Source organism: Streptomyces sp. NPDC051909, assembly GCF_040681095.1.
In the GTDB taxonomy this organism is placed as follows: domain Bacteria; phylum Actinomycetota; class Actinomycetes; order Streptomycetales; family Streptomycetaceae; genus Streptomyces.
In genome coordinates this window covers 227155-240298 of record NZ_JBFAYA010000001.1, presented here as the reverse complement: position 1 = coordinate 240298, position 13144 = coordinate 227155, and the positions used below count along the sequence as shown (strand labels likewise).

Sequence of the window (13144 nt, the reverse complement as noted above, 5' to 3'; positions counted from 1 at the left end):
GTCTCGAAACGAGGTCCACGATGCGAGAAGTCCCGGGAAGGCCCACCGTGCAGTCGTAGGGTGGGCCACGGGACGACCGGGCAGCCGGCCGTCTCACGAGCCTTCTCCGCGGGTGCAGTCTCGACGGAGAGAACCCTTGCCGCGAGGGAGGTCCAGTTCAGTGACCAGCCAGGTCAGCAGCGAGGCCGGTGAGGCCCTGGTCGGGGAGCAGCGCAGTGCCCCGGCGACGGCCGAGCACGGCTCCGCGAAGGAAGTCCGCCGGCTCGACCGGGTGATCATCCGCTTCGCGGGTGACTCGGGTGACGGCATGCAGCTCACGGGTGACCGGTTCACCTCGGAGACCGCGTCCTTCGGGAACGACCTCTCCACGCTGCCGAACTTCCCCGCGGAGATCCGCGCGCCCGCCGGCACGCTGCCGGGTGTGTCCTCGTTCCAGCTGCACTTCGCCGACCACGACATCCTGACCCCGGGCGACGCGCCGAACGTCCTGGTCGCGATGAACCCGGCGGCCCTGAAGGCCAACCTCGGGGACGTGCCGCGCGGCGGCGAGATCATCGTCAACACCGACGAGTTCGCCAAGCGCGCCATGGCCAAGGTGGGCTACGAGACCTCGCCGCTGGAGGACGGCTCACTGGCCGGGTACCACGTCCACCCGGTGCCGCTCACCACCCTCACGGTGGAGGCGCTGAAGGACTTCGGCCTGTCGAGGAAGGAGGCCGAGCGGAGCAAGAACATGTTCGCGCTCGGACTGCTCTCCTGGATGTACCACCGGCCCACCGAGGGCACCGAGGCCTTCCTGCGCAGCAAGTTCGCGAAGAAGCCCGAGATCGCCGAGGCCAACGTGGCCGCCTTCCGGGCCGGCTGGAACTTCGGCGAGACCACCGAGGACTTCGCCGTCTCCTACGAGGTGGCCCCGGCCACCCGGGCCTTCCCCACCGGCACGTACCGCAACATCTCCGGGAACCTGGCCCTCTCGTACGGCCTGGTCGCCGCGTCCCGCCAGGCGGACCTGCCGCTCTACCTCGGCTCGTACCCGATCACCCCGGCCTCGGACATCCTGCACGAGCTGAGCAGGCACAAGAACTTCGGCGTGCGCACCTTCCAGGCCGAGGACGAGATCGCCGGCATCGGCGCCGCGCTCGGCGCGGCCTTCGGCGGCTCGCTGGCCGTGACGACCACGTCCGGCCCGGGTGTGGCGCTCAAGTCGGAGACCATCGGCCTCGCCGTCTCCCTCGAACTGCCGCTGCTGATCGTCGACATCCAGCGCGGCGGCCCGTCCACCGGTCTGCCCACCAAGACCGAGCAGGCCGACCTGCTCCAGGCCATGTACGGGCGCAACGGCGAGGCCCCGGTGCCGATCGTGGCCCCGAGGACCCCGGCGGACTGCTTCGACGCCGCACTGGACGCGGCCCGGATCGCCCTCACGTACCGCACCCCGGTCTTCCTGCTCTCCGACGGCTACCTGGCCAACGGCTCCGAGCCCTGGCGGATCCCGGACACCGACGAACTCCCCGACCTCACCACGACGTTCGCCACCGGCCCGAACCACACCCTGGCCGACGGCACCGAGGTCTTCTGGCCGTACAAGCGCGACCCCGAGACCCTGGCCCGCCCGTGGGCGCTGCCCGGCACCCCGGGTCTCGAACACCGCATCGGCGGCATCGAGAAGCAGGACGGCACCGGCAACATCTCGTACGACCCGGCGAACCACGACTTCATGGTCCGCACCCGGCAGGCCAAGATCGACGGCATCGAGGTGCCGGACATCGAGGTCGACGACCCGGACGGCGCGGACACCCTGGTGCTCGGCTGGGGCTCCACCTACGGGCCGATCACCGCCGCCGTGCGCCGGCTGCGCCGCGCCGGCCGCCCCATCGCGCAGGCGCACCTGCGGCACCTCAACCCCTTCCCGAAGAACCTCGGTGAGGTCCTGAAGGGGTACGAGAAGATCGTCGTGCCCGAGATGAACCTGGGCCAGCTCGCCACCCTCGTGCGGGCGAAGTACCTCGTCGACGCCCGCAGCCACAACCAGGTCAACGGAATGCCGTTCAAGGCCGAGCAGCTCGCCGCGGCCCTCAAGGAGGTCATCGATGAGTGAGTCGGCTGCCACGACCGAGTCGGCGGAGTCCGGCGAGTCCCTTCTGCAGCTGGTGCCGAAGTCCGAGGCCAAGCTGTCCATGAAGGACTTCAAGTCGGACCAGGAGGTCCGCTGGTGCCCCGGCTGCGGCGACTACGCCGTGCTCGCCGCCGTGCAGGGCTTCATGCCCGAACTCGGCCTGGCGAAGGAGAACATCGTCTTCGTCTCCGGCATCGGCTGCTCCTCCCGCTTCCCGTACTACATGAACACCTACGGGATGCACTCCATCCACGGCCGCGCCCCGGCCATCGCCACCGGCCTGGCGACCTCGCGCCGCGACCTGTCGGTGTGGGTGGTCACCGGTGACGGCGACGCGCTGTCCATCGGCGGCAACCACCTCATCCACGCCCTGCGCCGCAACGTGAACCTCAAGATCCTGCTGTTCAACAACCGGATCTACGGCCTCACCAAGGGCCAGTACAGCCCCACCTCGGAGCTCGGCAAGATCACCAAGTCGACCCCGATGGGCTCCCTGGACGCGCCCTTCAACCCGGTGTCGCTGGCTCTCGGCGCCGAGGCCTCCTTCGTCGCCCGGACGGTCGACTCCGACCGCAAGCACCTCACCGGCGTGCTGCGCCAGGCCGCCGAGCACAACGGCACGGCGCTGGTGGAGATCTACCAGAACTGCAACATCTTCAACGACGGCGCCTTCGAGGTCCTCAAGGACAACGAGCAGGCCAAGGAGGCCGTCATCCGCCTGGAGCACGGGCAGCCGATCCGCTTCGGCGCCGAGCTCGACAAGGGCGTGGTCCGCGACCCGGCCACCGGCGACCTCAAGGTCGTGACCGTCACCCCGGACAACGAGAGCGCGATCCTCGTCCACGACGCCCACTCCGCCTCCCCGACGACCGCGTTCGCGCTGTCCCGGCTCGCCGACCCCGACACCCTCCACCAGACCCCCATCGGGGTGTTCCGGTCGGTGGAGCGGCCGGTGTACGACACGCTGATGGCGGAGCAGCTGGAGAAGGCCGTCGAGCAGCAGGGCAAGGGCGACCTGGCGCAGCTGCTCACGGGCAGGGACACCTGGACGGTGGTGGGCTGACGTCCGCGCGAGCGGCCCTCAGTCGCGTTTCGCGTCAGTCGCGTTTCGCTGCCTCGGCGTACGGGCCGAGGCAGCGGGGCCTTCCGGACCTGATCCGCCACAGGGCCAGGCCTTCGAGCTGGGCCGCCGAGCTGCTGTCGGCCCGGGCGTTGTAGGACCTGGCCAGGCCCCGGTACACCGTGTCGTCCTTCATGAACGCGTTCGAGATCGCCGCGCCCGGCTGCCCCGCGTTCCTCTTGAGCGCGGTACGCAGCGCCTGCCCCGTCCAGTACAGGGCGTCGTACGACTCCACCGCGAACCGCTCGACCGGGTCCGTGGCGGCCAGCCGCCAGCGCCTGCGGTACGCGGCGGCGAACTCCCGCGCGGCCGGGACCGTGTCGGGATCGGTGTAGCCCGTCCCGAAGTACCAGCCCTCGGCGGCCGGTCCGGCGACGGAGAGGAACTCCGGCCCGAGCGCGGGCTCGACGCTTCCGCACGGCCCCCGGTATCCCTGCTGCCACAGCGCCTTGGCGCACAGGGCGGCCCGGCGCGGCGACCTCCCCACGTAGAACACGCCCGTCGGCGAGGTCGCGAGCGCGGCCCGGACCGCCGGGCCGAAGTCCTCGCCGTCCGCCGCGACCCGGTGCACGGTGACGGTGCCGCCGGCGGGCGGCGAGTTCGTGATGCTCCGGGCGGCGAGCCAGCTGTAGGTGCCGGCCGCCCGGTCCTCGACGACGGCGGTGCGGCCCCGTCCGTGGTCGCTGAGCCAGCGGCCGAAGGGCACGATCATCACGTCGGGGTAAGGCCGCGTCTGGAAGTACGTGCGCATGTCCGGCATCTGCCCCCGGATCTCCCCCTCCGGGACGGACGCCACCACGCTCAGCACCGGCATCTTCGCGTCGACGAGCACGTTCGCCGCGGCGATCGCCGTCTCGGTGGTGGTCGGGCCGAGGACGGCGGCCAGGGCCGGGTTCCGCAGGAGGTCGCGGGCCCCGGCGGCGGCACGCTCGGGGTCTCCCCCGTCGTCCGTCACCTTGAGCGCCAGGTCGAAGGGCCGGTCCGGGCGGGCGTTGAAGGTCTCAGCGGCGAGGCGGAGGCCGCGTTCCTGGGTGCGCCCGTCGGCCTTCGTCGGGCCGCTGAGGTCGGTGAGCACGCCGACCGTGTACGCCGCCCTCGGCGCCCCCGTACCGCCGCCCGTACCGCCGCCCGTACCTCCGCCGGTTCCTGCTCCGGAGGGGTCGGGGCCGAGCAGCCAGGCGGTGAGGCCGCCGGTGGCCGCGACGGCCCCGGCCGCGCCGAGCACGAGGAGGCGGCGGCGCGAACTCCCCTGTGGTTCCTCATCGTTGAGCACGGTCGGGTCGGCGACCGGCAGGTCCAGGACCCGCGACGAGCGCTGGGCGATCAGCGCGGGCAGGCCGGGCGGCAGCCAGTCGCCCGGCGCGGGGCCGGCGTACGGGCCGAGGGCGTCCCGCACCTCGGCGGCGCTCGGCCGGTCGGCGGCGTCCTTGGCGAGGCAGGCGGTGACGAGCGGCAGCAGGGTGTCCGGTACGCCGTCGAGGTCGGGCTCCTCGTGGACGGTGCGGTAGACCACGGCGGCCACCCCGCCCGTACCGAAGGGGCGTTCGCCGGTGAGCGCGTACGCGAGGACGCAGCCGAGCGAGAAGACGTCGGCGGCCGGGCCGACCTCGCCCGCCCCGGTCACCCGGGCCTGTTCGGGGGCGAGGAAGCCTGGCGTGCCGATCATCGCGTCGGTCGCGGTGAGCGCGGTGGCGCCGCTGACCCGGGCGATGCCGAAGTCGATGAGCCGGGGCCCGTCGAGGGCGAGGAGGACGTTGCCGGGCTTGACGTCCCGGTGGACGAGTCCGGCCCCGTGCATGCCGTCGAGGGCGGCGGCGAGCCGGGCGCCCAGGGCGCGGACGGCGGTCTCGGGCAGCGCGCCGTGCAGGGCGACGGCCTCGGCGAGCGAGGGCCCGGGCACGTACTCGGTGGCCAGCCACGGTTCGCGGGCCTCCGGGTCGGCGCCGAGGACCCGGACCACCCAGCGGCCGGTGATGGTCCCGGCGGTGGCCGCCTCGCGGCGGAAGCGGGCCCGGAAGGCGGGGTCGGCGGCGTGCTCGGCGCGGATCAGCTTGAGCGCGGCGAGCGCGCCGCCGGCGGACCGGGCGAGGTAGACCACGCCCATGCCGCCGGCGCCGAGCCGCCCGAGGAGGCGGTAGCCGGCGATGACAGAGGGGTCGGCCTTCTTGAGCGGCTGCATGCTCAGGCCTTCTCGGGCTTGTCGGGCCTACCGGCCTTCTTGGGCTCCCCCGGGGCGGGACCGAGGTAGGTGTAGGCGCCGTTCCGCACGCCGTAGAGGAAGGTGCCGACGCCGGTCAGCTCGCCGTTGTCGCGGAACTGGTAACCGCCCATGGCCCCGGTGTACTTCTGCTTGCGCAGGTTCTCCCACAGGCCCTTGCGGCTGAGCGGGCCCTTCACGGCGCTCGAACCGAGCCACGCCAGGACCAGGTTGACCACGTCGAAGGACTCGCCGGTGTAGAAGGCCGGGGTGGTGCCGTAGCGCTTGCGGTGGGCGTCGAGGAAGTCCTGGGTGAGCTTGCGGTCGGCGGGCTTCTGCTTGGTGTCGGCGGCCCGCTGGACGGGATCGACGACGGGCGCGCAGACGAACCAGCCCTCGGCGTCGCTCCCGGCCTCCTTCAGGAACTGCGTCCCGAAGACGTGCTGGCCGCCGAACCGGGGTCCGGTGAAGCCGAGTTGTCGCAGGGCGCGGGCGGCGAGCACGGCCGTGGAGCGGACGCCGTTGTGGACGTACGCGTCGATGCCGGCGTCGATCATCTCGCCGATGATCCGGCGGTAGTCGGTGGCCCGGCCGGGGACCACCCGGAAGTGCGGGGTGATGCCGGCGTACTTGAAGCCGAAGCCGGAGCCCTTGGTGTACTGCCAGCTGTACTGGTCGTCGGTCCGTTCCTGGAGGATCCCGGGGCGGCGGATCCGCGGCAGCAGCGTCGTGGCCCAGGCGAGATAGGCGCCCGCCATGAAGTGGTGCGGGATCGCGCGCAGCACGGTCCTGTTGGGCGGGCCGCCGCCGTCCAGGGTGAGGAGGTTGTAGCCCGCCGAGACGGTGAGGAGCGGCACGCCGGTCTCCTCGAAGGCGGGGAGCGCGGCGATGCCGGTGTCGTCGGAGGTGGGGCCGAGGACGGCGATCACGGAGGGGTCGGAGGTGAGCCGGCGGGCGGCGGCGAGGGCGCCTGCGGCGTCCCCGCGGTCGTCGGAGACCTTGAGTTCGAGAGTGAACGGCTTGCCCTTGTGCACGGCGTTGAACCCCTCGACGGCGAGCCGGGCGCCGCGCTCCTGGGCCCGGCCGATCTCCTGGGCGGGGCCGGTGAGGTCGGCGAGGACGCCGATGGACCAGGTGGTCCGGGTCGTCGGTGCGGGCTGCTTGCCGTCGGCTTCGTCGGTGCCGTCGGTCCCGTCGGTGCCGTCGCGCTGCCTGAGCAGGGCGAAGGCGCCGCCGCCCGCCGCGAGCACGGCGGCACCGGCACCGGCGCCGAGCAGCAGGAAGCGGCGTCTGCTGGAGGCGGCGGAAGCGGCGGGGTCCGCCGGGTCCGCCGCGCCCGTGCCGGGTGCGGTCGGGTCGATGTCGGGGAGCGCCAGCATGCCCGCCGAGCGGGCGGCGATCGTGGCGACGACGGGCGCGGGCAGCCAGTCGGCGGGGGCCTCGGGGGCGTCCTCGGTGAGCTCGCCCGCGATCTCCTCGGCGGTGGGACGCGCGGCCGGGTCCTTGGCGAGGCAGCGCCGTACGAGGTCGAGCAGCGGCTCCGGTACGCCCGCGAGGTCGGGCTCGTCGTGCACGGTGCGGTACAGGAGCGCGTCCAGGGCGCCCGTACCGAACGGCGGGCGGCCGGTCGCCGCGAACGCGAGCAGACAGCCGAGCGCGAAGACGTCGGCGGCGGGGCCGATCTCGGCGGCGCGGGCCTCCGCCTGCTCGGGGGCGAGGAAGCCGGGGGTGCCGACCACCATGTCGGCCGAGGTCAGCCCGGTCTCCCCGGTCGCGCGAGCGATGCCGAAGTCGATGAGGCGCGGCCCGTCGACGGCCAGCAGGACGTTGCCGGGCTTCACGTCCCGGTGCACGAGCCCGGCCGCGTGCACGGCGGCCAGCGCGCGGGCGACGGCGCCGCCGAGGATCCGTACGCCCCGCGCGGGCAGCGGCCCGTGTGCGCGGACGGCCTCGCCGACGGACGGGCCGGGCACGAAGGCGGTGGCCATCCACGGCTCGGGCGCGTCGGGATCGGCGCCGAGCACGGGCACGGCCCAGGGGCTGACGACCCGCCGGGCGGCCGCCACCTCGCGGCGGAAGCGGACCCGGAAGTCCGCGTCGTCGGCCTGCTCGGCGTGGGTGACCTTCACGGCGGCGAGTTCGCCGGTGTCGGTGCGCCCGAGGTAGACCACGCCCATGCCGCCGGCGCCGAGCCGGCCGAGGAGGCGGTACCCGGCGATCGTGGACGGGTCGGCGGGGAGGAGGGGCTGGAGCGCGCCGGTCCGGGGGCCGGGCGTGGAGCCGGGTTCGGGGACGGGCTGGGGGCCGGGTTCGGGCACGGGCTGGGGGCCGGGCTGGGCCGTCGGGCTCACGACTGGGCTCCCCACTGCTTCTTGAGACGGTCCTGCATGATGACGTTCGCCCGGACCTGGGCGGTGTTGGTCTCCGCCTCCGTGTAGCCGGGGGCTCCCTTGACGACGGTGGCGAAGGTGACCTGGCCGACGCGGGTCTGGAACCAGGTGTAGAACTGCGGTTTCCCGGAGGCGTCGCCGAGATACGAGCCGCGCTCCAGGACGGAGTCGGCGGTGGTGGTGTTGCCGCTGTCGCCGTAGGGGGTGCCGAGCGACGAGAGGCCGTTGACGCGTTCGCCCTGGCGCAGCTCCTGGTCCGGGCAGCGCAGCGCCTCCTCCAGGGTCCCGGCCAACTCCCAGTCGGCGTCGGACTCGGTGCGGTGGATGGTGATGGTGGCGGCGACCCGCAGCGTGCCCTTGCCGCCGGCGGCCGGGATCTCGCTGTAGGCGGTGGCACTGGCGAGCACGGAACGGGGCAGGCTGCCCGTGTCCCAGACGCAGTCGGCGCCGAGGACGGGCCAGTAGCCGTCCGGGCTGAGGTGCGGGGAGCGCTTCTCGTAGTCGGGGCCCCAGGCGTCGGGGCCGGCCACGACCGCGCGCGCGAGGTGCTCGGCGGCGGCGGTGGTGCGGGGCGCGCGCCGGGGGTCGAGGGCGGCGGGGCGTGGCGCGGTGGTGGTGGGCGCGGGGGTGGCGGTGGCTTCGGGTTTCGAGCCGGGCTCGGGGCTCGCGGAGGCCTTGCCGGGTGGGGCCGCGCCCGTGTCCGTACCGCCTGAACAGCCCGCCAGTAACAGGACGGCTCCGGCCGCCCAGACACCGGCGGCGCGCAGCAGTCTTCGCCTCGTGTGCGCCACGATTCCCCCCCACATCGCTTCCGGGGAACCCTGGTCCGGGGCTCCCCGCATGGTCAGCAGATCGTACGACGCGGATCCCCAACGGGGCCTGGAAACAGGATCATTGAGACATCGCCCGGCGGGACTCCGCGCGCCGCTCGTCGTAGCGCCCGCGGGCCTCCTCCACGGCGGCGAGCCGGTCCTCGGTCCAGCGGCCGAGCTCCGCGATCAGGCGGGCGGCCTCGGCACCGAGCGGGGTGAGGCTGTAGTCGACGCGCGGCGGGATGACCGGCTGGGCGTCGCGGTGCACGAAGCCGTCGCGCTCCAGGGTCTGGAGGGTCTGGGTGAGCATCTTCTCGCTGACCCCTGTGATCTTCCGGCGCAGTTCGCTGAAGCGGTAGGAGCGGTCGAGCAGGGCGATGAGGATGAGGACGCCCCAGCGGCTGGTGACGTGCTCCAGGACGAGGCGCGAGGGGCACATCGCGTCGTTGACGTCGGGCTTCTTCACGCCCTTCGCGTTCTTCGAGTTCTTCGCGGGCTCTCCACTTACCTGCATACCAGTACCTTACTTCAAAGTGGGTACTTTCGAAAGGTTAGCGCCTGACCTACGGTGAGTACGCCACCAACGAACACCGGAGTGAAGGAAGAGACCCATGAGCATCGTCGTCACCGGAGCCACCGGAAAGCTCGGCCGCCTCGTCATCGACGCCCTCCTCGCCACCGAGCCCGCCGGCACCGTCGCGGCCGTCGTCCGCGACGGGGCCAAGGCCGCCGACCTGGCCGAGCGCGGCGTCGAGCTGCGGATCGCCGACTACAGCCGGCCGGAGACGCTGGCCGGGGCCTTCACGGCCGGGGACCGGGTGCTGCTGATCTCCGGCAGCGAGGTCGGGCAGCGGGTGGCGCAGCACACCGCCGTGATCAGCGCCGCCAAGGCCGCCGGGGTCGCCCAGCTCGCGTACACCGGCGTCCTCGGCGGACCGGACGCCGACTTCCGGCTGGCCGACGAGCACAAGGCGACCGAGCAGGCGGTCCTCGACTCCGGCCTGCCGTACACCTTCCTGCGCAACGGCTGGTACACGGAGAACTACACCGAGAACCTCGCGCCCGTGCTCGCGCACGGCGCCGTCGTCGCCAACGCCGGCGAGGGCCGGGTCGCCTCCGCCACGCGCGCCGACTACGCCGCCGCGGCCGCCGCCGTACTCACCGGCCCGCTCGCCGAGCACACCGGCCGGGCGTACGAGCTGAGCGGCGACGTGTCGTGGTCCTTCGCCGAGTACGCGGCCGAGGTCGCCCGGCTCTCCGGCCAGGCGATCGTCCACTCCGACGTGCCCGCCGCGACCCACCTGGAGATCCTGCTCGGCGCCGGGGTGCCGCAGCCCTTCGCCGAGATCCTGGTCGACGTCGACGAGGCCGTCGCGCGCGGCGTGCTCGCCGCCCGCGGTGACGACCTGGCCCGTCTCATCGGCCGCCCGACCACGCCGATCGCCGAGACGATCAAGGCGGCGCTGGCGGCCTCGTAAGCCGCCTCGTAAGCCGCCTTGCAAGCGCCTCGCAAGCGCCTCGTCACCGTTCTCCACAGGCGTCCTTGATCGGTCAGGACCGTATGGCGATACGGGCATGACAGCCAGCCCTGCTCGGCGCTACCTTCGTCAGGTATGCGCGGCGCAGGGCCGACAAGGCGGGAGGTCCGGTGGAGACGAAGCGGAACGAGGCACGAGCGGGACTGCTCTACGGGATCGGCGCCTACGGCATGTGGGGCCTGGTCCCGCTCTTCTGGCCGCTGGTCAAGCCGGCCGGCGCGATCGAGATCCTGGCCCACCGGATGGTCTGGTCGCTCGCCGTGGTCGGCCTCGCGCTGCTCGCGCTGCGCCGCTGGGGCTGGATACGCGAGCTGGTGCGCAGCCCGCGCAAGCTCGCCCTCATCACCGTCGCCGCGACCGTGATCAGCGTCAACTGGGGCCTCTACATCTGGGCCGTCAACGACGGCCGGGTCGTCGAGGCCTCGCTCGGCTACTTCATCAACCCGCTCGTCACCATCGCCCTCGGCGTCCTCGTCCTCAAGGAGCGGCTGCGCCGGGCGCAGTGGATCGCCGTCGGCGTCGGCTTCGCGGCCGTGGTCGTCCTCGCGGTCGGCGCCGGCCGCCCGCCGTGGGTCTCGCTCACCCTCGCCTTCTCCTTCGGCCTCTACGGCCTGGTGAAGAAGCAGGTGAACATCGGCAGCCTGGAATCGCTCGCCGCCGAGACCGCCGTGCAGTTCCTGCCCGCGCTCGCCTATCTGCTGTGGCTGGGGAACTCCGGCTCCCTGGCCTTCGGCGCGCACGGCGTCGGGCACGCGGCGCTGCTCGCCTCGACCGGTCTGGTGACCGCGATCCCGCTGATCTGCTTCGGCGCGGCCGCGATCCGCGTCCCGCTCTCCACGCTCGGCCTGCTCCAGTACCTGGCGCCGATCTTCCAGTTCCTGCTCGGCGTCGCGTACTTCCACGAGGCGATGCCGCCGGAGCGCTGGGCGGGCTTCTCGCTGGTGTGGCTCGCTCTGACGATCCTCAGCTGGGACGCCCTGCGCACGGCGCGCCGGAGCCGGGCGGCGGTGGAGGCGGCGAAGGCGGAGGCGGAGACCGCGGCGGTGACCGAGTCCGAGGCTGTCGGTGAGGCCTCGATGCCGCCTCTGGGCTCGTCGGAGGCCCTTTCCACCCCATCGGCGCAGCCCGGCCGCTGACCGCGCGCGGGGGCGACGGGGGCGGTGTTACGTCGGGAGTCAAGGGGCGCGCCCCCAGGGCGGGCCCGCCGCCTCTCCGAAGAGAGACCGCGCCATGACGCACCCCCTCCCCCTCGCCCTCTCGGTGGATTTCGGCCAGGGATTCACGGACGCCTGGTCGGCCGTCGCCGAGTTCATCCCGAAGTTCATCGGCTTCCTCGCGATCCTGCTCATCGGCTGGTTCGTCGCGAAGCTCATCGCCCGGGTCGCGGACCGCCTGCTGCGCCGCGTCGGCTTCGAGCGGATGGCCGAACGCAGTGGTGTCGCGAACACCCTGAAGGGCTCGAAGTACGACGCCACCGGCATCATCGTCAAGATCCTCTACTACGCGGTCCTGCTGATCGCCCTGCAGCTGGCCTTCGGGGTCTTCGGCCCCAACCCGGTCAGCGTCATGATCAACGGCATCGTGGCCTGGCTGCCCCGCGCGATCGTCGCCTGCGTCATCGTGGTCGTGGCGATGGCCATCGCCCGCGCCGTCCGGGACATCGTGGGCGGGGCGCTCGCGCAGATGTCGTACGGCAAGGTCGTCGCGACGGCGATCTGGGCCTTCATCGTGGCGCTCGGCGTGATCGCCGCGCTCGGCCAGGCCGGCATCGCCACCGCGATCACCGGCCCGATGCTCACCGCCGTGCTCGCCACCATCGCGGGCGTCGTGATCGTCGGTGTCGGCGGCGGCATGATCACCCCGATGCGGTCCCGCTGGGAGCGCTGGCTCTCGACCGCGGAGACGGAGACGGCCCGCGCGAAGGACCAGATCTCGGCGTACCAGCAGGGCCGCGAGGACGCGCAGCGCGGCCTGCCCTCCGCGCAGGAGCGGCAGGGAATGCAGGGGATGCACCGGGAGGGTGGCGAGGAGCCGCCGCAGACGCGGTGAGGCAGAGCAGCTGGGCGACTACGCCGCCAGCAGGTCGTGCTCGCGGATCAGCCAGCAGACGGCGGTCAGCCGCAGGGTGGCGAAGTCGTGGCCGACCGGCTCGACCCAGTCGACCTCGGTCAGCCAGTCCGTGAACCCGAGAACGTAGTCCGCGAGTTCCTCGCGGTGCACGGTGCGCGGGCGCGGGCCGCGCTGGGCGGGGATCAGGGCGTCGCACACGGCCGCCGCGTGCTGATCGACGGCGGCCACCAGCCCCGGTTCGAAGCCGAACTCCGAGAGCCGGGGCATGTACGTGGCGGCGACGCCGACCAGGGGGCAGTCGGGCGAATCGTTCATTCCTTTACATTACGCGCGACGGGGTGGATTCCGGCCGTGAGCTTCGTCGCAGCCGCGGCTGTCGGAGCCCACCCCTATAAAGGAGCCATGACCGCACTCCACTGGAAGCTCGTCATCGACGCGGCGGACCCGCACGCCCAGGCCGCCTTCTGGGCCGCCGCCCTCGCGTACCACGAGGAGGACCACAGCCCCCTCATCACCCGGCTCCTCGAAGCGGGCGCCGCCCCCGCCGAAGCGACGGCCACCGTCCGCGGCCGCCTCGCCTGGCGCGACCTCGCGGCCGTCCGCCACCCGGACGAGCCCTTCGACCCGGCCACCGACGCGGGCCTCGGCCACCGGATCCTCTTCCAGCGTGTTCCCGAGCCGAAGACCGTCAAGAACCGCGTCCACCTCGACCTGCACCCGCCGGCGGGCACGCGCGACGCGGAGGTCGCCCGGCTCACCGCCCTGGGGGCGAAGGTGCTGCGGAAGGTCGCGGAGCAGGGCGGTTCATGGACGGTGATGGAAGATCCGGAGGGCAACGAGTTCTGCGTGCAGTGAGACGGGTGGGACGGGTGGGACGGGGTGGAACGCGGGGCCTGCACTC

At 73.0% G+C, this 13144-nt stretch carries 11 protein-coding genes; 6 read left to right on the top strand and 5 right to left on the bottom strand.

Features of this window, described 5'->3' with window-relative positions:
• Positions 1–160 precede the first annotated feature (160 nt).
• Together AB0M18_RS01215 and AB0M18_RS01210 are read left to right on the top strand one after the other, a co-directional pair.
• A complete protein-coding gene (locus tag AB0M18_RS01215; protein ID WP_365754486.1) occupies positions 161–2098 on the top strand; it encodes a 2-oxoacid:acceptor oxidoreductase subunit alpha in 1938 nt (645 codons plus the stop codon).
• Positions 2091–3179, top strand: coding sequence for a 2-oxoacid:ferredoxin oxidoreductase subunit beta (locus AB0M18_RS01210; RefSeq protein WP_365754484.1), 1089 nt, complete (start codon positions 2091–2093; stop codon positions 3177–3179). Before AB0M18_RS01215 ends, AB0M18_RS01210 begins: the two co-directional genes overlap by 8 nt.
• Before the next feature lie 34 nt (positions 3180–3213).
• Here AB0M18_RS01210 and AB0M18_RS01205 read toward each other — a convergent pair whose 3' ends face one another.
• The 4 genes from AB0M18_RS01205 to AB0M18_RS01190 all read right to left on the bottom strand — a co-directional run bounded on the left by AB0M18_RS01205 (position 3214) and on the right by AB0M18_RS01190 (position 9149).
• A complete protein-coding gene (locus AB0M18_RS01205; protein ID WP_365754483.1) occupies positions 3214–5415 on the bottom strand; it encodes a bifunctional serine/threonine-protein kinase/ABC transporter substrate-binding protein in 2202 nt (733 codons plus the stop codon).
• A 2-nt stretch (positions 5416–5417) separates the two neighbouring features.
• Entirely contained in the window at positions 5418–7652 is a 2235-nt protein-coding gene (locus AB0M18_RS01200; RefSeq protein WP_365755016.1) for a bifunctional serine/threonine-protein kinase/ABC transporter substrate-binding protein, read from the bottom strand.
• Between the two features lie 128 nt (positions 7653–7780).
• Positions 7781–8614, bottom strand: a complete 834-nt coding sequence (locus AB0M18_RS01195; protein ID WP_365754482.1) for a hypothetical protein — start codon at positions 8612–8614, stop codon at positions 7781–7783.
• A 100-nt stretch (positions 8615–8714) separates the two neighbouring features.
• The gene (locus AB0M18_RS01190) at positions 8715–9149 is read right to left on the bottom strand and encodes a helix-turn-helix domain-containing protein (protein WP_365754480.1); all 435 of its coding nucleotides are present in this window, start codon (positions 9147–9149) and stop codon (positions 8715–8717) included.
• Positions 9150–9246: 97 nt separating this feature from the next.
• Here AB0M18_RS01190 and AB0M18_RS01185 point away from each other — a divergent pair, with 97 nt between their 5' ends.
• The 3 genes from AB0M18_RS01185 to AB0M18_RS01175 all read left to right on the top strand — a co-directional run bounded on the left by AB0M18_RS01185 (position 9247) and on the right by AB0M18_RS01175 (position 12222).
• Positions 9247–10113, top strand: coding sequence for an SDR family oxidoreductase (locus AB0M18_RS01185; RefSeq protein WP_365754479.1), 867 nt, complete (start codon positions 9247–9249; stop codon positions 10111–10113).
• Positions 10114–10283: 170 nt separating this feature from the next.
• Positions 10284–11309, top strand: a complete 1026-nt coding sequence (gene rarD / locus AB0M18_RS01180) for an EamA family transporter RarD (protein WP_365754478.1) — start codon at positions 10284–10286, stop codon at positions 11307–11309.
• 94 nt (positions 11310–11403) lie between these two features.
• Positions 11404–12222, top strand: a complete 819-nt coding sequence (locus AB0M18_RS01175) for a hypothetical protein (protein WP_365754477.1) — start codon at positions 11404–11406, stop codon at positions 12220–12222.
• 18 nt (positions 12223–12240) lie between these two features.
• Here the strand turns inward: AB0M18_RS01175 and AB0M18_RS01170 are convergent, their stop codons facing one another.
• Entirely contained in the window at positions 12241–12558 is a 318-nt protein-coding gene (locus tag AB0M18_RS01170) for a DUF6401 family natural product biosynthesis protein (protein ID WP_365754476.1), read from the bottom strand.
• A gap of 87 nt (positions 12559–12645) precedes the next feature.
• Here AB0M18_RS01170 and AB0M18_RS01165 point away from each other — a divergent pair, with 87 nt between their 5' ends.
• Positions 12646–13098: a VOC family protein gene (locus AB0M18_RS01165; protein WP_365754474.1), complete on the top strand. Its 453-nt coding sequence runs from the start codon at positions 12646–12648 to the stop codon at positions 13096–13098.
• Positions 13099–13144: the final 46 nt, after the last annotated feature.

Bases quoted from the DNA above. Each gene is read 5' to 3' on its own strand.
- AB0M18_RS01210 (WP_365754484.1), top strand. From the start codon at position 2,091: ATGAGTGAGTCGGCTGCCACGACCGAGTCGGCGGAGTCCGGCGAGTCC.
- AB0M18_RS01205 (WP_365754483.1), bottom strand. From the start codon at position 5,415: ATGCAGCCGCTCAAGAAGGCCGACCCCTCTGTCATCGCCGGCTACCGC.
- AB0M18_RS01190 (WP_365754480.1), bottom strand. From the start codon at position 9,149: ATGCAGGTAAGTGGAGAGCCCGCGAAGAACTCGAAGAACGCGAAGGGC.
- AB0M18_RS01185 (WP_365754479.1), top strand. From the start codon at position 9,247: ATGAGCATCGTCGTCACCGGAGCCACCGGAAAGCTCGGCCGCCTCGTC.
- AB0M18_RS01175 (WP_365754477.1), top strand. From the start codon at position 11,404: ATGACGCACCCCCTCCCCCTCGCCCTCTCGGTGGATTTCGGCCAGGGA.
- AB0M18_RS01170 (WP_365754476.1), bottom strand. From the start codon at position 12,558: ATGAACGATTCGCCCGACTGCCCCCTGGTCGGCGTCGCCGCCACGTAC.
- AB0M18_RS01165 (WP_365754474.1), top strand. From the start codon at position 12,646: ATGACCGCACTCCACTGGAAGCTCGTCATCGACGCGGCGGACCCGCAC.